Below are 20404 nucleotides of genomic sequence, written 5' to 3'. Positions count from 1 at the left end.
GCAGCCAGAACTCTGTATTTAAGCAATGAACTTTTCTATTATATTATACAAAATGAAGGGAAAACCTGTAAAGGAATCTTATCAAGTTCGATCCATTAAAATGGCTCGGACGGGAGATCCATCTCCTTCTTTAAGAGGGAGGGGGAGGGCTACCAATTCATACCGTCCAGGCTCTACGTGGTCAAGGACAATCCCTTCCAATATTCCGATGTCATGTTGCCGTAATGAATGGTGAGCAGTCAGCTCCTTACTATCCAATGGATCCACTGAAGGAAGATCCACTCCAATCAAATCAATCCCTTTTTCCTTCAAAAAAGGTGCGAGCTCTTTCGCAATGGGAGGAATGCGTTCAGGAAACTGCTTGGGATTCTTCCAGGCATTCGTCTTGAAAAGCACCTTCTTAACTCCTGAAAAGTCGACCTTATCCATTAGTTTACTACTTATTTCTGCAGCATTCTCCACCGATACAACGATGGCCGGCCCCATAAACCTCTCTAATGGCAGGTCCAATATTCTCTTTCCAGCTTTGTCAAAGTGGAAGGGAGCATCGACGTGTGTTCCAGTATGAGAACTCATGGTAAGCTGACCGACATTCACGGATCCCGTTTCCTCCATCGTCCAATTCAATGAGAAAGAAAAGGGAGTGTCCCCTGGCCAGACAGGAGTATCATTGTGTAAAGGGCGGGAAATATCAATGATCTTCAAACGGTCTCATCCTTTCTAAAAGAAGTTACGCTACAACATTCCGCGTATTTTCAAACTTCTTATATTCTTCCTTGTCCATGATGGTTTTCAAGATTTGAATGGTCTCCCATACATCTTCATAGGAAGAATAGAGAGCCACGGGAGCCAGTCGAATCACATTTGGTGAACGGAAGTCAGGTGTGACATTGTTCACCTTCAAGGCTTTACAAATTCTTGCCGTCTCTTCATGCTTTAAACTAATGTGTCCGCCTCTCTGATCATCTTCAAGTGGGTTACAGATTGTAAACCCATACTGTGAAAGCTCTTGTTGAAATAGATCCATCATAAATCGTGTAAGCGAAAGGGACTTTCTTCTCAGATTCTCAATGCCGGCTTCTTCAAATAACTCCAACGAGCCAAGTAAAGGAGCACTGCTTAATATATGCGGGGTCCCAATTTGGAAGGCACCTGCAGAATCTGCATGGGTCAACGTATGATCCATATCAAACTGCTTATCCTTACGGGAGCTGAACCATCCGGAAAGACCAGGTTTTTTCCCTTTATGCCTGTTATGAACAAATAATCCGCCTACACCACCCGGGCCACTATTTAAATATTTGTAATTACACCACACAGCAAAGTCTACTCCGTCAGCATGTAATTGATGGGGAAGAGCTCCAATCGAATGGGCCAAATCGAATCCAATCACAATGCCACGTTTATGGGCTGCGCTCGTCAATCGCTTCATATCCAGGAGTTGTCCACTTCGATAGAGAACGGATGGTAATAGAATCAGAGCAATATCATCCGTCATATCCCTGATGATGTCCTCTTCTCTTAATGTGTATCCGTCTCTGCTTTTTACCTGAATAAGATGTTCATCAGGGGTGTAACCTTTTAACTCCAGCTGACTTTGAACAGCGTAAATATCCGAAGGGAAAGTCAATTCATCTGCTAAGATTTTGGTGCGTTTTCCATCAGGTTGATAGAATGTGGCGAGTAACTGATGAAGGTTTGTCGTAATGGAACCCGTCACAATCACTTCTTCCTTTTCTGCCCCAACTAAAGGGGCTGTCATTTCTCCAAGCTTTTCAGAATAATAGAACCATGGCTCCTGCCCATCCATCCAGCCATCGATTCCATGTTCCTTCCAATCTTCCAAAGACGTAAGTAACGCCTTCTCTGCCCGTTTTGATAATAAGCCTAATGAGTTCCCATCCATATAATAGTGATTTTTCTTTATGTAAAATTCATTCCGGAAATGGGCCAATGAATCCTGCCTGTCCAGTTCCTTAGCGTGTTCCAACGTCAACTTCTCTCCATCTGTCATCCCTATCCCACCTTAAACAGTCTTACCAAAATGATAATCGAAATGGTTCGAATAGTAAAATAATTTCTTGACCTAATAGAGTAAAAGGTATTTAATATTGAATAATCTATTCAAAAATGTATAAAAAGTCAAAAAGCTTTGTTATAAATGAATTAATATAAATTTTATCAGGATAATTATTCATTATTGAATAATTTCAAGACTTTCAAAGGGGATGCTGTCTGTGACTATAAAGAATAAAAGTTGGAATGAAAATGAGGAGATTCTTCATTCGCTGCAAGATGATATTTTAGTAACCAATACAGATGGGATTATCTTGAAAGTGAGTGACGCAACCGGGGATATTTACAACGTGAACTCGGCAGACATGGTAGGGAAATCTGTATATGATCTGGAAAAAGAAGGGGTTTTTTCTCCAATATTAACTCCGATCGTTCTAAAAGAAAAGAAAAAAATAACGTTGGTCCAGACGAGTAAAGAAGGCAAGAAACTACTCGTTACAGGGATCCCGGTATTCAATGAAACCGGTGAACTAGTGAGAATCGTAAGCTATTCCCATGATGTAACGGAATTATTGAATATGAAAAAGTATTTAACGGAAATGGAAGATGAGATGGAGAGGGTGAAAAGCGAGCTTGAAATCCTTAGGAGCCGTCATTACTATTCGGAAGGGATCATTGCCTCGAGTGATGAGATGAAAAAGGTGTTACAGGTTGCCCTGCAAGTAGCAGAAGTCGATGTGAACGTCCTCCTGCTGGGGGAATCCGGTGTCGGTAAGTCCCATATTGCGAAATTCATACATAACAAAAGTCAACGAAAAGGCGGCCCGTTCATTGAGGTCAATTGTGGAGCGATACCAGACTCGTTATTTGAAGCAGAATTCTTTGGGTATGAACCCGGGTCTTTCACGGGAGCGGACCGCAAAGGGAAAGTAGGTTTAGCAGAACTCGCTGAAGGCGGCACCCTGTTTTTAGATGAAATAGGGGAACTATCTCTATCAAACCAGGTCAAAATTCTAAAGTTCATTCAGGAGAAACAATTTTATCGCGTAGGCGGTACGAAGCAAAGAAAGGTTGACTTCCGGGTACTGGCAGCTACGAACAAGGATTTAGAGGCGGCTGTAGAGGAGAAAGAATTCAGGAGGGATTTATTCTTCCGTTTGAATGTGGTTCCTATTACGATTCCTCCATTGAGAGAGAGAACATCAGACATTATTACGATGATCGATTACTTTGTAAATCATTTTTGTGAAAAATATCAGCGCCAAAGAGAGCTAGATGAAGGAGTTGTTCATCAGTTGTTGATTCAAGATTGGAAAGGGAATGTCAGAGAGCTAATGAATATAATTGAAAGGCTGATTGTGACATCTTCCAAGCCATTAATTGAAATGGAAAACCTGCCTGGTCCATACATAAAGCATAGTGCTGATATTTCAGGATTTGAGTACAATGGTCAATCATTAAAAGACATTCTTGAATCGGTCGAAGAACAAGTATTAAAGAATGCGAGGGAGAAGTATAAGACTACTACTCAAATGGCTCAAAACTTGGGAATTAGTCAACCTTCAATAGTCAGAAAACTTCAAAAATACAAAATAAAATAGTATATTGGCATGAAACTTGCAAGTAATAAGGTGAAAATAACAGAAAGGTGAAGAAAGGGGATATTAATACGAAGCATAAGTGATTCTCGAATGATTAGGGATTATGGATGAATTTTAAAGGGGTGTTGACAATGGAAGTTGGAAAACAAAGTGTTAGTCAATTAGAAACCCGGTCAGGCAGAACGTCAAGAGAAGCAATGAAGTTTATCATTCCGTCCTTGTTAGGAGTACTGTTGTTCCTTGTTCCTGTTACATATGATGGGAACATGACAATCGGGGTCGGAATATTTGCTTCTTATTTTCAAGGGATGCTCGAAGGTGTACTGCCATTATTCATGACAGTGGTTTTTGGTGTATCAGCTCTTATGGCTATTTATACGAAAATGTTTAAACCTCAGTGGATTGTAAACCACTCGTTCTTTAAAGGATTATTTGACGTAGGATTCTTTTGGATTGCTATTCGCGTCCTGGGTTCGATATTTGCGGTGATGACGGTAAATGGAATGGGTCCCGCGTGGATCATTTCTGACTTTACGGGAGGAACCGTATTGTATTCATTAGTTCCTGTCTTAACGACTTGGTTTTTATTTGCAGGCTTATTGATGCCCCTGCTTTTAGATTTTGGACTGATGGATTTCTTCGGTACCCTGCTGCAGAAAATCATGAAGCCTCTTTTCCAATTGCCGGGACGATCGTCCATCGATGCCCTTGCATCCTGGATGGGGAGTGGTACCGTCGGCGTATTGATTACAACAAAACAATTTGAAGAAGGCTACTACACAAAGCGGGAAGCAGCAGTCATTGCCACAAACTTTTCAGTTGCTTCAATCGCTTTCAGTCTAGTGATTGTCAGCTTCATCGGATTGGAATCAATGTTTGTTCAACTGTATGCGACAGTGGTTATTGCAGGGATAGCAGCTGCGGTCATATGCCCGCGTATTCCGCCCCTTTCCCGAAAGAAAGACACGTATTATGAGCCGGTTGGCATGCAAATCTCCGAAACCGTTCCTGAAAATGTATCCCGTTTTCAATGGGGGTTTGAAAAAGCGGTAGAAAAAGCATCAGAAGTGAAAAGTGTTGGAGAGGTAACGAAAAAAGGATTCCAGAACGTACTGGATATCTGGTTTGGCCTTATTCCTTTGGTGATGGCCCTTGGAACTATTGCTTTAATAGTAGCGGAATATACTCCTGTGTTTGACATATTGGCGTATCCGATTATTCCACTATTAGAGCTATTGCAAATTCCACAGGCGGCAGATGCGGCTCCCGCCATGATCGTTGGTTTCGCAGACATGTTTTTACCTGCTGTAGTAGGGAGCGGAATTGAGAGTGAGTTAACAAGATTCGTCATTGCCGCCATGTCTTTGACTCAATTAATTTACATGTCTGAGATTGGTATTCTATTAATCAAATCCAAGATTCCGATCAGCTTTTTAGATTTATTCATAATCTTTATTCAACGTACGATTATTACTTTACCTATCGTCGCTTTATTGGCTCATTTCTTCTTTATGTAAGGCTCATTTCGTTAAGTTTGTTGTTATTTTAGAGAAGAAAGTAATAGTTGATTTCCGCTACAGGATGCTCGCTTTCCGCGGGGCTGGCGGTGAGCCTCCTCGGCTTCGCCTGTGGGGTCTCACCTGTCCAGCTATTCCCGCAGGAGTCGAGCATCCTTCCGCTCCAATCAACTTTCTGAGCATGTATCCTTAATAGAAATCAATAATAACAAGAATTTTAGCAAACAACCTTATTCAAGGTGAGTAGAGATTGATTTCCCTTTTATAAAAGAAGAATTATTTTTTCTAGTTACATTGTTTTCTTGCACATCTTTAAAGCTCTGTCACAAAAATTCTATTTAAAGATGGTGAGGGGAACTGCGCAGACTCCGGTGGATTTTGGGCATGTCGAGACCCCGTTCGGCTAAGCTGAGTAGGCTCGGCCGAACGCTAGCTGCAAGCGGACCCGTTCTCCTCACCATCTAGCACATGCTAATTGACAGAGCCTTGCAGAGCTTATGTTAAAAAGCAACAATCCTTGAGAAAAGAGCGTTATGCAAAAATTTGTCAGTCACATATATGGAGGTTACTAGAATGAAACAAACATTTGAACAGCTTATTCAAAATATGCCTAATCGTCTGGCACCCAGTATGGCAAAAGATCACCCGAACTTACCGGTAGTGAAAGAAGAGGGGTGCTATTACTACGGGTTGGACGGAAAGAAATATCTTGATTTCACCTCTGGAATTGCCGTAACGAATGTTGGACATCGTCATCCAAAAATTGTACAAGCGATTAAAGATGCAGCAGATGGGCTTATGCACGGTCCATCAGGTGTCATCATGTATGAATCGATCCTTCGATTGGCTGATGAACTGGCGGAGATTCTTCCAGGAGACTTAGATAGCTTTTTCTTTGCCAATAGTGGTACAGAAGCGATTGAGGGTGCAATCAAGCTGGCGAAATATGTAAAGAAGCGTCCATATGTTGTTTCCTTCACCGGCTGTTTTCACGGTCGTTCACTTGGTGCGTTAAGTGTCACGACTTCTAAGAGTAAGTATCGAAAGTTTATGCAGCCATCCGGCCTGACTTATCAGGTTCCATATGCGAATGAACGAGAGTGTCCAAAGGGACTTGATTCCGTTCATTATGTTGTTGAGAAGCTTGAAAAGGATTTCGAAACTCTCTTTAATCATCAGGTCACTCCTGAAGAGGTAGCGTGTGTCATATTAGAACCTGTCCTTGGTGAAGGTGGGTACATCGTTCCTCCGAAAGCTTGGCTCAAAAAAGTAAGGGAGATATGTGATCGTCACGATATTTTACTGATTTTCGATGAAGTCCAAACAGGTTTTGGACGTACGGGGAATTGGTTTGCAGCTCAAACCTTTGATGTAACACCGGATATTATGGCGATTGCAAAAGGGATTGCCTCGGGGCTTCCCCTGAGCGCGACTGTCGCATCGAATAAGCTCATGAAACAATGGCCACTTGGGAGCCATGGGACGACGTTTGGTGGAAATCCGATTGCGTGTTCCGTTGGACTTGCTACATTAGAAGTCATGAAGGAAGAAAATCTTCTCGATAATACGAAAACAATGGGGGCTTATGCCGTTTCCAAACTCGAGCTTTTGAAGGAGAAACATAACGTGATCGGGAGCATTCGATCAGTCGGACTGATGATTGGCATTGAAATCGTTCATCCTCAAACAGGAAAACCAAATCAGGAAGGCTTAATGGATATTCTGGATCGTGCTTTGGAAAAAGGCGTATTATTCTATCTATGCGGAAATCATAGTGAAGTGATCAGGATGATTCCACCGCTTACTGTGACAAAGGAGCAAATAGATACTGGACTTCGCATGCTGGATGAAGCATTGAGTGAGTATGAGGCTACATTGATGAGTCATTTCGATTAAACGTAAAGGCCGGATTCAAGGTACATAACTGTACCTGAATCCGGCCTTTTTACCATGACATTATGCAGTTTGTTGTAATTGAGGATCATTCTTGTTAGATGTCATAAGAGTCACGACGATCAACACAACAATGGCTAACGGAACCGCAATGACGACACTGTTTAGATCAAATGGTTTCTGAAGGACGATCTCCCAAACCAATGTGGAAACTACCCCTGTAATCATGGAAGAAACGCCTCCGGCAGCATTCACCCGTTTCCAGAAGAATACGGCTAAAACGGCCGGAGTGATGCCTGCACCATAAACAGTGTAAGCATACATTTGAACATCCAGTACACTTGGGAAGTAATTAATGATAATGAATGCTAAAGCACCAAGTACAACAATGAACATCTTGGTGATTTTCAACTGTTTATCATCAGAAGCATTTGGATTGATATATTTTCCGTAAATATCATATGTCAGATTCGTTGCAGCAGACAATAAATACGAATTTCCTGTTGTAATGATAAAGGAAGCCGCTGCTGCCAAAAGGATTCCCCCGATTCCAATCGGCATCGCAATCGTCGTGGCCATTAGCGCCATTCCTGGATCGATATCTGGGAATAGAGAACGGGATGCAAAGGCGATTAAGGAGATGGCAGGAGAAATGATGATCATGGCTATAAGCCATCCAATCTGTCCTTTTCTTGATGAAGAATCTCCTTTAGATGAAGCCAGACGCTGGTACATGTTTTGGTCACCCAGTAACAAAAATAGAGAAGGCAATAAATAACCGATCAATTGAATGATAGATAAGTTGCCCGTGGCTGACATATGGGATGCAGGGACATTTTTAACAATTTCATCCCATCCCCCAGCGATGAAGAAAATAGTGGGGACGGTAATGATTAAACCACCGACCATGAGAAAACCACTTAGTGCATCTGTTTGAGATACAGAACGCAAGCCACCGATCATCGCTAGAAAAACAATCAAGGCAGCTCCAATGGTCGTACCAAGACCAACTGACATGCCTGTTGTTAAATTAAGAATAAAACCGAAACCTTTCATCTGATAAGAAACAATTCCTACATACGCTAAGATAATAATGACACTCGAAAGGTTTCGTGCAGTGGAACCATATTTTTCTTCCAGGATTGCCGAAACCGTATATTTACTGAATGCACGAATTTTAGGTGCGACGAGGTAAAGGATACCGATTCCCACAAGGGTCGGAATCATGAGCATTAAGGAAGGAATAATTCCAAAGCTGTATGCTACAGATGTTTCTCCTCCGGAAATACTTCCGCTTCCAGTCCATGTTGCAAGCAGTGTACCCATTAATACAAATGGACCAAGACTTTTTCCAGCGAGAATAAAATCATTGCTGTTGGATACTTTCTTAGACATATACGTTCCAATCCCAATCATGAGTACCGCATATATCCCAATAAACCATAATAAATGAGGATTTTGTTGTAATTCCATAAAACGATCATCTCCTGAACAGTATTTGTTCACGCGAGAGAACGTTGATTCATTTCTTAATCACAATTTTGATCACCGGTGAAAAGTTAAACACATTTTTAGCCTGAAAAGAAGGTAGAAAAGTTCTACCTGCCAATTAAAAATCTAAAGCTACCCGAAAAAAGTTTAGAGGTGTAAGAGGCTTTGAAAATGTCTTTCGTTGTGATGTTTTTATGAATGCTTGTCTCACGTAAAAACATTTCTCATTAACCTTAGCATAAATTCATTTCGATAAAAAATGGTAGAAAAGCTTGATTTGACAAGATTTTCAGCTGTCAATCACAAGATGGGTAAAAATGGGATTGGAGCTAAGCCTATACGGGTCAATTGGTGCAGGAATAGAAGGAATTATTTGAAATTTAAAATAAATCAAGGTGTGAAAAAACAAGAAAATCAATCTTTATACCTATTCATGAGCGTGGATAAATAGGCATAAATACTTATTTCGTCAGGTTGAGTAATAGTAAATGATGGTAGTAAAAAGGTCGATCAGTTTTCACTGATCGACCTTTTTACAGCCTTTTAACCGAAATGGCTTTGCGCATTTTTCTCAGTGCATCCTGACCTTCCATTTCTCTCTGCATCATCAGATTGACATAGAGAGCATCAATTAATGTTAATTGAGCAATACGGGAAGATAGTGCTTCTGAACGATAGTCGGTTTCCTCTGACACGGTGAAGAGGGACGTATCGACCCCCTGGCTTAATGGAGATTTTGCAAAATTGGTGATGCAGATTGTCTTTGCCCCGGTTTCTTTGACAATATCAAGAACTTGGAGAATATCTTTCGTTGAGCCGGAATGGGAAATGAATACAGCACAATCTTCACTCGTCATTTGGGAAGCGGTCATAAGCTGAATATGGCTGTCACTTGCAGCATGAACACGTATGCCGGTCCGAATGAATTTATGATAGGCGTCAAGGGCGATGACGCCTGATCCGCCACTGCCGAAAAATTCGATTGATCGGGCATTCGTCATTATTTCCACAGCTTTTGTAAACTTTTTCTCATCGACTACCATCAATGTGTCTTCAATGGTTTTGATATTTGATCGGAATACTTTTGTGGCAATGGTTTGAGTTGAGTCCCCTTCATCAACCCGCTCGTGTATGTCCTTAAGCCCCGTCACGATTTCTGAGGCAAGGGCAATTTTCATCGCTTGATAACCTTTAAAGCCGATTCGCTTACAAAAACGGAAGACAGTGGAATCCGCGACTCCTAAATCTTCTGCCAAACCATTAATCGTCGAATGGATGATCTCAGTTGGATTTTCAAGTATATAGTCGGCAATTTTTTTCTCGGTCACGCTAAATTGAGGATAGTGTGAACGTATACTCGCTAAACAATGCTGATGTTGACTCATAGACATCACTCCTGTAAGGGTTTTCATAATTTTATTATACAAGAATACTAGAAAAATAAAAATAATTTCTGTAAACGGTTGCAAAAAGAAAAATATTTTTTATAATAGAGATATACAGAAAATAATTTTCCTGGTTATCTTAAACTTCGAAATGAACTTTCTTTAAGCCATTTCTGTTAAGTAAGGTCAGAGAGTAGAAGTTACATAGAGGAAATTGTAAACGTTTTACTTTCCCGGGTAGTCAGGATCAATCGTTATAAAAAAATCTGGCAGCCAAGCTGTCGTCATGAATGAAAGGTAGGGATAGAGATGTCTGATCAAATGCTTATTTTAGTTGCATTAGCCGGAATTTTTCTTCTATTATTTTTAGTTATCAAAACGAAGCTTCATGCTTTCGTTGCCCTATTATTAGTAAGTTTAATTGTAGGTATCGCCGCAGGGATGCCTCTTCAGGAAGTTGTAGCTTCGATACAAAGCGGAATGGGGGGGACCCTCGGATTTGTTGCTGTCGTTGTTGGTTTAGGTGCAATGTTCGGTCGTATGCTTGAAGTTTCAGGGGGAGCGGAACGTTTGGCTCAAACCCTGATTAATAAATTTGGTGAAGATAAAGCCCAGTGGTCGTTAGGTATTACAGGTTTCTTAGTAGCCATACCAGTATTCTTCGATGTCGGATTCATCATTCTTGTACCGATCGTATATGGTTTGGCAAAGAAAACTGGAAAGTCGCTATTATACTATGGGATTCCTTTACTTGCAGGACTTGCTGTAACACACAGCTTCATTCCGCCAACACCAGGACCGATTGCTGTAGCTGATTTAATTGGTGCTGACCTTGGCTGGGTTATCTTATTCGGTACACTTGCCGGTATTCCATCCATGATCATCGCTGGTCCACTTTTTGCAAAATTCATTTCGAAACGGATCCATGCTGTGGTTCCGGATTATATGCAAGTGGAAGAGATCGAGTACGATAAAGAGCTTCCGAGCTTTGCAATGATTGCGTCACTTATCTCGATTCCTTTAGTGTTGATCTTATTGAATACGCTATCGGGTGTTCTATTAGATGAAGGTAATACAATTCGTTCAATCTTAACGTTCCTTGGTCATCCGTTCGTAGCGTTAACGATTGCGACTTTATTGACGTTTACATTATTAGGAACGAGACGTGGGTATTCCCGTCAGGAAGTTCAGGATATTGCGACAAAAGCACTTGAGCCGGCTGGAATCATCATTCTTGTTACAGGTGCCGGTGGAGTGTTCAAGCAAGTTCTGATCGACTCAGGTGTCGGAGAAGTACTTGGTGAAATGATGGCAGGTTCAAGCTTGCCTCCGATTGCCCTTGCTTTCTTAATCGCAATGGTGGTACGGGTTGCACAAGGTTCAGCCACTGTCTCCATGGTCACGGCAGCGGGGTTAATGAGTCCATTAATTTCCACTCTTGGCTTAGAAGGGCCGGTCCTTGGCTTAATGGTCATTTCCATCGCTGCAGGAGCAACCGTATTCTCTCATGTAAATGATAGCGGATTCTGGTTAGTGAACCGTTATTTTGGATTAGATGTGAAAGATACGTTAAAATCATGGACGATGATGGAAACGCTCATCGGATTTGTAGGGTTTGCCGTAGTATTCATTATAGGGATTTTCATTGGTTAAAATAGGATAGAATATAGTGGAAGAGGGAAGAGCCATGTTGCTTCTTCCTTTTCTCTATTATTTAGGAGGAACGAAGATGTCAGAATTCATGATTGGTGTCGATATCGGGACAACCAGTACAAAAGCAGTACTTTTTAATGAAAAGGGAGAAGCGATCGATCGTCATGGGGTCGAATATCCATTACATACACCAGCACCGGGAACCGCTGAACAGGATCCCGAAGAAATCTTCCGTGCCGTCATCAGTTGTATAAAGGAAGTGACCTCGAAAACAAGTGAGAAAATCTCGTTTGTGTCGTTCAGCTCTGCTATGCACAGCTTGATCCTGGTGGATGAGAATGACCAGCCACTGACTCCTTCCATTACTTGGGCTGATAACCGAAGTGCCGAATGGGCGGATAAGATAAAAAAAGAAATGAATGGTTTAGAGATTTATCGGAGAACAGGGACTCCCATACACCCGATGTCCCCTCTTGTAAAGCTTGCCTGGCTGCAACATGAAGAATCGGAATTGTTTTCCAATGCAGCTAAGTTCATATCCATTAAAGAATTTGTGTTCCATCGCTTTTTCGGAAAATATGTCGTAGATTACTCAATCGCTTCTGCAACAGGAATGTTTCACCTGGAAAATCTGGCTTGGGATGAAGAAGCGTTGAAGGTGGCAGGTGTTACAAAAAATCAACTTTCGATTCCAGTCTCAACGACAGAGAGCTTAGTTGGATTGAAACCCGAGTATACGGACATGATGGGCTTATCAGCCGACACACCGTTTGTCGTCGGAGCAAGTGACGGAGTCCTATCGAATCTTGGCGTCAATGCCATCGAACCGGGTGTTGTAGCCGTTACGATCGGAACGAGTGGTGCGATCCGTGCTGTAACGGACCGTCCCGTAACGGATCCGAAAGGACGTATTTTCTGTTATGCCTTGACGGATAATCATTGGGTGATTGGCGGCCCTGTCAATAACGGTGGCATGATCTTCCGTTGGGTGCGGGACGAACTGGCTTCTGCAGAGGTTGAAGTGGCGAGCCGGTTAGGAAAAGATCCTTACGAAGTTCTTACGGATATTGCATCTAAAGTAGAACCGGGCTCGGAAGGGTTGCTCTTCCATCCATATATGGCCGGGGAGCGGGCCCCTCTTTGGAACGCAAAAGCACGTGGTTCATTCTTTGGACTCGGTATGCATCACAAAAAGGAGCATATGATCCGTGCAGTGTTAGAAGGAATTGTCATGAATTTATACAGCGTTCTTCTGGCACTGGAAGAATTAATCGGAACACCGAAAAGGGTCCAGGCAACGGGTGGATTTGCCCGCTCGAAAATTTGGCGTCAAATGCTCGCTGATGTATTTGATCAGGAAGTGGAAGTGCCGGAAAGCTTTGAAAGCTCATGTCTTGGAGCGGTTGTACTTGGAATGTATGGCAGCGGGATGATCGACTCACTGGAAGAAGTGAGTGAAATGGTCGGTTCAGTACATTCCCATCAGCCTGATCCGAAAGCAACGGAGGCTTATACGAAACTCATGCCAATCTTTATTCGCGTTCCACGTTTGTTGGAAGAAGAATATGAAGCGATAAGTGCATACCAGGAAGGGAGCTGACTCATCTGAGTCAGCTTTTTTTCAGGCAGTGGTAGGAAGAATCACTTCAACAAAAATAGTTGTTTTCATGTATAATAGAAACGAAAATACCTTTTAAGATTGAAAGTATCTATAGATAAATGTGAAAGAGAGTGAATCAATATGGGACGTAAATGGAATAACATTAAAGAAAAGAAAGCGTCTAAGGATGCGAATACTAGTCGTATTTATGCGAAGTTCGGTCGTGAGATCTATGTTGCCGCAAAGCAAGGCGAGCCGGATCCAGAACTGAACCAAACGCTGAAATTTGTTCTTGAGCGTGCGAAAACATACAGTGTACCGAAACATATCGTCGACCGTGCCATTGAAAAAGCAAAGGGTGGTTCAGAAGAAAACTATGATGAACTTCGCTATGAAGGCTTCGGACCAAATGGCTCCATGGTCATTGTTGATGCCCTGACGAATAACGTAAACCGTACAGCTTCAGAAGTACGTGCTGCTTTCGGTAAAAACGGCGGTAACATGGGTGTGAGCGGATCGGTTGCCTACATGTTCGACGCCACAGCCGTAATCGGTATTGAAGGGAAATCAGAAGAAGAAGTAATGGAGATCCTGATGGAAGCTGATGTGGACGCACGTGATATTATCGAAGAAGATGAATCTGTGATCGTTTACGCTGAACCAGATCAATTCCATGCGGTTCAAGAAGCGTTTAAAGGTGCCGGTATCACCGAGTTTACAGTAGCGGAACTGACAATGCTTGCGCAGAATGATGTCGAACTTCCAGAAGACGGTCAAGCTCAATTCGAAAAAATGATTGATGCAATTGAAGATTTGGAAGATGTTCAGCAGGTATATCATAATGTTGATTTAGGTGAATAATAGAATGTAGGACCTCTGATGCTGGGCGCATTAGGGGTTTTTTTTGTTGGGAAGAAGAATGGATCTTTATGATAGAGTTGGTTGCTAAGAACCTCTCCTCTGATTATGTCACTTTATCACTTTATTTGTCGAATAGATTGAAAATTCAGCAAAAAACTTCATTCTCCATATCTGCTTTGTTATGCTAAAGAGGAATCTGAATAAATACGTGACAAGGGGAGAGGAAAATATGGGACTAGATCAACTTGAATTACAGCAAGCAGAACAAAACGTGGATCGAAAGGAAAAAACCAAACCCTATCTAACGGCATTGATCGGTTGGAGTCTGCCGGCAATCGAAGCGTGTACGAAGCTTAATAGGCCTTTTGTCGTTGTTGGCCCGCCTGATTTTGAGGCATATGCAGAAAAACATGATATTGCCTTTATCGGCTGGGACTTCGATCGATTGAATGAAGGTTCAGATCATCTTTATAAGCAGCTGAAGGCAATGGGTGCAGAAGTAGCTGTTCCTTTGTATGAAGAGTGTGTGGAGTGGTCCGGGGCATTAAACTCCCGTTTCCGTAACGAACCACGCGTCTTCAATCGTTCTCTTCTATTAAGAGATAAAGGGATGATGAAGCGTAAAGCGCAAATTGCCGGAATCAAAGTAGGTGTATTTGAAGAAGCACGGGATAAGGAAGATGTAAGACGGTTCTTGAAACGTGTGAATGAAGCCCTTCTGAAAGTCGAAGGAGATAAGAACGATCCCATTCACGTAAAACCTCTTGATAAAGCAGGTTCTGTAGGACACCGTGCCATTGAGAATCCGGAAGATATCGATGCTCTCACTGAGTCGGAGTTTCCCCTTCTGATGGAAAGTCATTTAGACGGACAGGAATTCTCGTGTGAAGCGTTTGTTCATAATGGAAAGATCCAATTTTTAAATATTACGGAGTATGTGCGATTAGGCTACTCTAATTTCGTACCGGCATCTCCTACCCTTGAAGAAAAGCGTTCGATCATCCGTGAGGCGATTCAACAGCTCATTGATGCGTTTGAGATTGAATACGGTGTTATTCATCCTGAATATTTCATTACATCCGATGGTACGCTTCATTTCGGTGAAGTCGCAGCCAGAGTCCCAGGTGGGCATATCTTTGATCTGATTGAGCGGGCTTATGGATTTAATGCATATCAAGCCCAAATCCTTTGTAGTGATCCCAATACAACTGAAGAAGAGCTTAGAGAGTTTTTCCCTTCTACAGGTGAAAAGGCAAAAGCCCATGCAGGTTGTTTAATGGTCCATCCTCATGTTAATTATGTGGAGAAGCTGGAGGTACCCGATGAATTGGAGAACCATGCCTATTTTGAAAAACATGATATGTTCAGTCCAGCTCAAGGGAAAGTAGCTCAGCGAATCGGCTTCGGTAATCATTACGGAACGATTTTTTTCTACGGGGAAGACAGTGAAATCATGAGAGATCTATTAAAGGAATACGAACAGTTTAACTTCTATATCTAATTCTCTCATTCACTGGTATTTTGATCGATAAAGGAGTTTTGAAATGGCATTTGAATTAACGTCTAAGCTGGAAGATCGATTTCTGCAAGCGCTTAATGAACTGGAGAGAGCAGCTTCATTTGCAAAATCAATGTATCAAACTGACGTCTATCAGGAAGCTCAAAGATTGTTGGATACGGATGAAGGATTGGAGATTCTATATCGAAGTGCAAGTCGCTTTGAAAAAGCCGGGGTCTTCCAGGACGGTCCCTGGGAAAAGGCGTCCAAGCTTCAACCGCCTCTTGTAGCCGGGTCGCTTCAAGCGAAGGGGCTTCCTTCGATCATTGAAATTCTTAGTGAGTTAAGAATGCTATCCATTGCAGAAGGTCAATATGAACATCCTGATGTTTCGACTGAAATGGCAGAGGATTTCCTCAATGAAGTAATGGTTCTGAATCTGAACCTACTTTTCCCTGAAGCAACAGAAGCAGCACGGATTGAAGGTGGAGAGCAGAGTGAAAGAGCAACGGAGTTATTTCGATTTCTATCTGATAAGCTTTCCTATCAAGCACTTACAACTACACTGATTAAAGAAATCGAACGTTTGACTGCGCAGCGCCCGATCATGGTGAAACGGACCGTGTCAATGATTGAAACGGCAAAAAAAATGCTTCATTCAGAATTAAGCGTAGCGGAACGACTTGTTCTAGAAAAGTATGTGTCTGCTATTGAAGGTCCGTCCCTCTTAAGCAAAAGCATTTCCCAGCCGGGTGAATACCGTAAGAAGCTTATGAACTTGTCTAAGGAAGAACTGGAGAAGGAAGCTGTTGCCTTTGCCAGGTCCATGCGTGAAACGGGGCTTGTTGCTCCTCAGCATGCGATTTTACTAAGGTTCCTAAGCAGAAAGGTTCAAGAACTTGTACCGACTGCCCTACAGTTAAATGACAAAGGAAAAGCAAACTTAGATGAACATAAGGAACTCGTCTTTCAGCTCATTAAAGTGGCAATCTTTCCAGCCACAAAGCAATCGGTTTACGGACTCGCTCTTATGCTTGAACGGGGTGTATTATCATCATCTCCTGTATCACCGGGATTGAAAAGGCTGATTGAGCTTGATATTCGACCGGAAGTACGGAAGACGCTCCTTAATTCGTGTAAAGCAGGAGACGGAATAACAGCAAATTCTGTTCTTCTGGCCGGTGTCATCAATGTCCTCGGACAACCGATCGGGATTGGACAAGGCCTAAATCCGACTTGTCAAACAGCGCGGGGGATCAGCCTTTGGGCACAGCATGCTCCAGGATACTTACTTGAACTGATTCCACGGGCGGCAAGGGATGGAGATATCGATATTATGTTTGAAGGAACACCGGTCCATTCGAAAGAATTAAGTGGCGGGCTGGCACCTGAGCTTCATCAAGAGCTTGACCCTGTGTCACTTGTCCTCGTCCCTCATCTTGACCGTATTTATAGTGAGATGATGAGACGTGTATCTCTTAGAGGGGAAGATGGACACCGTTGGGTGAATCCGGAATTTTATGGAGATTGGGTTCAAAAAGGGTTTAGCACAGTCATTGATTCACTAACAGGCCTCATTTCAGACTATCCTGGGTTCGTTCGTTTGTTCTATGCCACTCATCATCCGGAATACAATGATGACTACGGGTTGATCTATCCGAATCCGGTCGGGATCTTCATCACAAATGTTCATGGAAAGCTTCTTGGATTCCATGCCGTTTCGATTTTGAGAATCACCCAGGATCCTAAGGACGAATACCGGATCTATTTCTATAATCCGAATAACGATGGCTCTCAGAACTGGGGGCAGGGCATCGAACCTTCCGTCATGGAAAATGGGGAACTGGAAGGAGAATGTTCTCTACCGTTTCACGAGTTTGTTTCCCGCCTATACGCCTTCCACTACAATCCTTATGAACAGGGAGATGCTTTTGCTGTGGAAAATGAAATTGTCCATGAAATCAAAGATCTTGCCCGGGATAGCTGGGGAAGGGATTATACGTGGGTTTGAAGAAGAATGGTGGCGTTAAGCAGCTTAAGTTACTTAACGCTTTTTTGAGCTGAATGAAGTTTGGATGATTCTTTTATGAGTAGCCATACTAAATAATGGAGGTGGAATAGATGAGAGATCATAAGAAACCTGAAGAGTTCCGGATGGACACGCCGTTAAATCCAGAATTCACAATGAATAACCAGCTTCGTAACCCCAGTCAAGTGTATGTTCCGGGAGAGTCAGTAGAGGAACATCATGCAATTGAGGAAGGGAACGGGTTCATTGCAGAAAAAGAAATCGGACAAGCAAACGAAAATAGTTAAGAGGTGAAGAAAGATGATGAATAAAGAGTTTCCGGTGGCAAACCTATCAGAAGGTACGTTGAATCAAGTGCAGAATATGGAGAGTGAACTTCGTCAGCAAACGAACGAAGATATTATTCTAATCGCTTATAAGAATGGTGGTGGAATGATTGAAGAGGGAAGACAAAGTGAATAAAGGAAATAAAGACATGCCCGATTTCAAACAGTTAAACGACCGTGTTATAGCAGAGGAACCAAAAGGACCGTTTCTCGCAATCAAAACCAATATGGATACAGCAGGTGTCAAGGATAATCCGTATACGTCTGAAAAAGCAGATCCTGAACAAGATGAGAAATTACAGCAATTTTTTGAAGATGAAGAGTTATAGGTGACAAGAGAATAAAGAACTTTAATCTTTTGTTTCAGTATACAAAAAAGTGTCAGTCACATGATTGGCACCTTTTTTGATTGTTGAATCGTTCAAATACATAATAAAGCCCTATACTAGGTATAAGACATAGTTACTTGGAAGAGAGGAATGAAAAATGTCGAAAGTAGCGTTGGTAGTAGGATCTACTGGATTAGTCGGTTCCCATTTGATTGAAATACTGATCAAGAGTCCCGAGTATAAAAAAGTGATTTCGTTCGTGAGAAGAAGCAGTGGAGTGGAGCACGAAAAGTTGGATGAACGAATCATCCCATTCGATCAGATGAAGCTCCTTCCCCACGAGGAAATCGATGATGTTTTCTGTTGTCTAGGAACGACCATCAAGAAAGCTCAGACAAAGGAAGCGTTTAGAAAGGTAGATTATGAGTACCCCATTCAACTGGGGAGGCTCGGTAAAGACCATGGAGCCAAACAATATATGGTCATATCAGCTATTGGGGCGAGCTCGGGTTCACCGTTCTTTTATAGTAAGGTGAAAGGGGAGCTCGAGGAAGACTTGATAGCGCTGTATTATCCGGCACTGCACATTTTCAGGCCATCCCTTCTTTTAGGGGAGAGAGGTGAACTCCGCCTGGGGGAAAAAGCGGGAGAAATCTTCTCCAGAGCCATCCGCCCGGTAATGGTAGGTAAGTTGAAAAAATACAGAAGCATCTCAGGGCGACAGGTGGCTTATGGAATGTACCGTGCCGCTAATGGCTCTGGCAGTGAAAAAGTAACCATCCATGAATCTGATCAAATTCAACAGCTTTAAAAAAGGGGGATTCCATGAAGAGGATACTAAGAGGTCATCATCTACTTTGTACTCACGGGTTTCAAGGCATGGGATACAGTACTGAATTCGTTAAGGTGATGGCAGACATAGTGGGAGAGATACGAAACGAGGAATTGGACTTTCCCATCCAGGTTGTTCAGTCCTTCGATGACGCCTGCCAGGCCTGCCCTCATAAGGGGGTATCAGCATGTGAAAAAAGTGCAGAATCCAATGACCATGTTCTATCGTTAGACAGCAAGGTACTTCACCATTTAGGCTTGAAACATGGTGACGTCTATATGAAATCAGCATTGATCAGTAAAACGGCACAAAAGGTAAAGCCTGAGGACCTTGATCATTTATGTGAAGGCTGCTCTTGGCTGGAGTATGGGGTTTGTAAGGAAGGGATCGGAAAGTTAAGGGAGAATGTTTTAGCGTAAAGCTACTTTCTTTATAAAATAAAAAGAAAGACCCTCATAATCAGGTGAGGGTCTTTTTCATTAGATTTTATAATAATGTCTCAATGCATTCATCAGATGCTTTAGCGTTGGGTCTTCCTCAAGGTTCATCATCATCCCTTTAATGACGATGATACGCGTATCATCCTTTTGAATTTCTTCTTTGATGACTTCCAATGAAATTTGGCTGTTTTCGTCCTCCGCTATTTCTATGGAGTCTTCAATCATATGAACAAGGGTGGATTCATTGATTCTGTTTGAAGAAGTGAAATCCTTCACCAGGTCGTCCAATTTCTCAAAGGAAAGTACAGGCTGATCCCCGCTTTTTAGTAAACCTTCCACTAAATCATCCGTACGTTTCAATATGAATCGGGATAAATAGGCAAAATCCAATTCGATCTTATCAAGCATCACCAATTCTAAATAAGAATGGAAAAAACCTTGAATCATCATGGTGATGTCCCAGAAGTAGGGCTCGATTTTTTTTCCGTAAATCCCATATAATCTTCTTTTATAATAACGATGCGTGTCCATTTTCATCTCACTGAGGAGGTCATGGATTTCATCGTTAAACGGCATGGCATTCTCTCTGATCTGCATAATGATAAACTCTTTATGTTTACAGATTTCAATAAACTGACATTCTAATTGCTTTTGGAATTTTTCATAAGGCGTCAGATTTTCATTTTCAATTTCATTTACTTTGGCTGTGATCATTTTAAAATAATATTTCATGATAGCTAACAGAAGGGCTTCTTTTGATTTGAAATATAAATAGAATGCACCTTTTGAAATCTCACACTCGTTCACAATTTCTTGCACCGAGGTGGCGTTAAATCCTTTCGTGGCAAACAGCTTAATCGATGTTTCAATAATTAATTTCTCTTTTTCCTTCATGCTTTCCTCTCCTTGATAAACTCCTTGACTCTATTATGA

Annotated in this window: 18 protein-coding genes; 13 read left to right on the top strand and 5 right to left on the bottom strand. The window is 42.0% G+C overall.

The genetic code is table 11. The features are described 5' to 3' along the window. Window positions 1-81: 81 nt before the first annotated feature. Both kynB and kynU read right to left on the bottom strand, forming a co-directional pair. Window positions 82-705 (bottom strand): arylformamidase, encoded by a 624-nt coding sequence (gene kynB / locus F0342_RS02380; protein WP_149154443.1) that lies wholly within the window; start codon window positions 703-705, stop codon window positions 82-84. A 25-nt stretch (window positions 706-730) separates the two neighbouring features. Then, window positions 731-2014 (bottom strand): kynureninase, encoded by a 1284-nt coding sequence (gene kynU / locus F0342_RS02375; RefSeq protein ID WP_149154442.1) that lies wholly within the window; start codon window positions 2012-2014, stop codon window positions 731-733. 229 nt (window positions 2015-2243) lie between these two features. Between kynU and F0342_RS02370 the strand changes: the two genes are divergently transcribed. The 3 genes from F0342_RS02370 (at window position 2244) to F0342_RS02360 (ending at window position 7030) form a co-directional block, all read left to right on the top strand. Continuing rightward, entirely contained in the window at window positions 2244-3617 is a 1374-nt protein-coding gene (locus tag F0342_RS02370; protein WP_395940654.1) for a sigma-54 interaction domain-containing protein, read from the top strand. 131 nt (window positions 3618-3748) lie between these two features. Then, window positions 3749-5134: a YjiH family protein gene (locus F0342_RS02365; protein ID WP_149154440.1), complete on the top strand. Its 1386-nt coding sequence runs from the start codon at window positions 3749-3751 to the stop codon at window positions 5132-5134. A gap of 573 nt (window positions 5135-5707) precedes the next feature. Next, window positions 5708-7030 (top strand): aspartate aminotransferase family protein, encoded by a 1323-nt coding sequence (locus F0342_RS02360; RefSeq protein WP_149154439.1) that lies wholly within the window; start codon window positions 5708-5710, stop codon window positions 7028-7030. Window positions 7031-7090: 60 nt separating this feature from the next. Here F0342_RS02360 and F0342_RS02355 read toward each other — a convergent pair whose 3' ends face one another. Beyond that, window positions 7091-8500: a sodium:solute symporter family protein gene (locus F0342_RS02355; RefSeq protein WP_149154438.1), complete on the bottom strand. Its 1410-nt coding sequence runs from the start codon at window positions 8498-8500 to the stop codon at window positions 7091-7093. A 551-nt stretch (window positions 8501-9051) separates the two neighbouring features. Then, window positions 9052-9903, bottom strand: coding sequence for a MurR/RpiR family transcriptional regulator (locus tag F0342_RS02350; RefSeq protein ID WP_149154437.1), 852 nt, complete (start codon window positions 9901-9903; stop codon window positions 9052-9054). Window positions 9904-10212: 309 nt separating this feature from the next. On the opposite strand from F0342_RS02350, the gene F0342_RS02345 reads away from it, so the two are divergent. The 10 genes from F0342_RS02345 to F0342_RS02305 all read left to right on the top strand — a co-directional run bounded on the left by F0342_RS02345 (window position 10213) and on the right by F0342_RS02305 (window position 19450). Then, window positions 10213-11556 carry a GntP family permease gene (locus tag F0342_RS02345; protein ID WP_149154436.1) on the top strand — a complete coding sequence of 448 codons (1344 nt, stop codon included), beginning with the start codon at window positions 10213-10215 and terminating at the stop codon, window positions 11554-11556. A gap of 88 nt (window positions 11557-11644) precedes the next feature. Continuing rightward, window positions 11645-13156 carry a gluconokinase gene (gene gntK / locus F0342_RS02340; RefSeq protein WP_149154605.1) on the top strand — a complete coding sequence of 504 codons (1512 nt, stop codon included), beginning with the start codon at window positions 11645-11647 and terminating at the stop codon, window positions 13154-13156. 141 nt (window positions 13157-13297) lie between these two features. Then, window positions 13298-14017: a YebC/PmpR family DNA-binding transcriptional regulator gene (locus F0342_RS02335; RefSeq protein WP_149154435.1), complete on the top strand. Its 720-nt coding sequence runs from the start codon at window positions 13298-13300 to the stop codon at window positions 14015-14017. Between the two features lie 229 nt (window positions 14018-14246). Further along, entirely contained in the window at window positions 14247-15518 is a 1272-nt protein-coding gene (locus F0342_RS02330; protein ID WP_149154434.1) for an ATP-grasp domain-containing protein, read from the top strand. A 43-nt stretch (window positions 15519-15561) separates the two neighbouring features. Beyond that, entirely contained in the window at window positions 15562-17526 is a 1965-nt protein-coding gene (locus F0342_RS02325; RefSeq protein ID WP_149154433.1) for a hypothetical protein, read from the top strand. A 110-nt stretch (window positions 17527-17636) separates the two neighbouring features. Continuing rightward, window positions 17637-17831 (top strand): hypothetical protein, encoded by a 195-nt coding sequence (locus F0342_RS02320; RefSeq protein ID WP_149154432.1) that lies wholly within the window; start codon window positions 17637-17639, stop codon window positions 17829-17831. 16 nt (window positions 17832-17847) lie between these two features. Beyond that, complete coding sequence (locus F0342_RS24635; RefSeq protein WP_188048386.1) at window positions 17848-18006, top strand: hypothetical protein; 159 nt, start codon at window positions 17848-17850, stop codon at window positions 18004-18006. Continuing rightward, window positions 17999-18199 (top strand): hypothetical protein, encoded by a 201-nt coding sequence (locus tag F0342_RS02315; protein WP_262481602.1) that lies wholly within the window; start codon window positions 17999-18001, stop codon window positions 18197-18199. Before F0342_RS24635 ends, F0342_RS02315 begins: the two co-directional genes overlap by 8 nt. Before the next feature lie 157 nt (window positions 18200-18356). Beyond that, window positions 18357-19010 (top strand): NAD-dependent epimerase/dehydratase family protein, encoded by a 654-nt coding sequence (locus F0342_RS02310; RefSeq protein WP_149154431.1) that lies wholly within the window; start codon window positions 18357-18359, stop codon window positions 19008-19010. A gap of 14 nt (window positions 19011-19024) precedes the next feature. Further along, window positions 19025-19450, top strand: a complete 426-nt coding sequence (locus F0342_RS02305; protein WP_149154430.1) for a DUF1284 domain-containing protein — start codon at window positions 19025-19027, stop codon at window positions 19448-19450. 60 nt (window positions 19451-19510) lie between these two features. Here F0342_RS02305 and F0342_RS02300 read toward each other — a convergent pair whose 3' ends face one another. After that, window positions 19511-20365, bottom strand: coding sequence for a TetR/AcrR family transcriptional regulator (locus F0342_RS02300; RefSeq protein WP_149154429.1), 855 nt, complete (start codon window positions 20363-20365; stop codon window positions 19511-19513). Window positions 20366-20404 lie beyond the last annotated feature (39 nt).

Origin of the sequence: Bacillus sp. CH30_1T (genome assembly GCF_008364765.1) — a bacterium.
GTDB lineage: Bacteria > Bacillota > Bacilli > Bacillales > Bacillaceae_B > Rossellomorea.
This window is presented reverse-complemented; position numbering and strand designations above follow the sequence as displayed.

Coding starts and splice junctions, on each gene's coding strand:
- kynU (WP_149154442.1), bottom strand. CDS start 2,014: ATGACAGATGGAGAGAAGTTGACGTTGGAACACGCTAAGGAACTGGAC.
- F0342_RS02365 (WP_149154440.1), top strand. CDS start 3,749: ATGGAAGTTGGAAAACAAAGTGTTAGTCAATTAGAAACCCGGTCAGGC.
- F0342_RS02360 (WP_149154439.1), top strand. CDS start 5,708: ATGAAACAAACATTTGAACAGCTTATTCAAAATATGCCTAATCGTCTG.
- F0342_RS02355 (WP_149154438.1), bottom strand. CDS start 8,500: ATGGAATTACAACAAAATCCTCATTTATTATGGTTTATTGGGATATAT.
- F0342_RS02350 (WP_149154437.1), bottom strand. CDS start 9,903: ATGAGTCAACATCAGCATTGTTTAGCGAGTATACGTTCACACTATCCT.
- F0342_RS02345 (WP_149154436.1), top strand. CDS start 10,213: ATGTCTGATCAAATGCTTATTTTAGTTGCATTAGCCGGAATTTTTCTT.
- gntK (WP_149154605.1), top strand. CDS start 11,645: ATGATTGGTGTCGATATCGGGACAACCAGTACAAAAGCAGTACTTTTT.
- F0342_RS02335 (WP_149154435.1), top strand. CDS start 13,298: ATGGGACGTAAATGGAATAACATTAAAGAAAAGAAAGCGTCTAAGGAT.
- F0342_RS02330 (WP_149154434.1), top strand. CDS start 14,247: ATGGGACTAGATCAACTTGAATTACAGCAAGCAGAACAAAACGTGGAT.
- F0342_RS02325 (WP_149154433.1), top strand. CDS start 15,562: ATGGCATTTGAATTAACGTCTAAGCTGGAAGATCGATTTCTGCAAGCG.
- F0342_RS02320 (WP_149154432.1), top strand. CDS start 17,637: ATGAGAGATCATAAGAAACCTGAAGAGTTCCGGATGGACACGCCGTTA.
- F0342_RS24635 (WP_188048386.1), top strand. CDS start 17,848: ATGAATAAAGAGTTTCCGGTGGCAAACCTATCAGAAGGTACGTTGAAT.
- F0342_RS02310 (WP_149154431.1), top strand. CDS start 18,357: ATGTCGAAAGTAGCGTTGGTAGTAGGATCTACTGGATTAGTCGGTTCC.
- F0342_RS02305 (WP_149154430.1), top strand. CDS start 19,025: ATGAAGAGGATACTAAGAGGTCATCATCTACTTTGTACTCACGGGTTT.
- F0342_RS02300 (WP_149154429.1), bottom strand. CDS start 20,365: ATGAAGGAAAAAGAGAAATTAATTATTGAAACATCGATTAAGCTGTTT.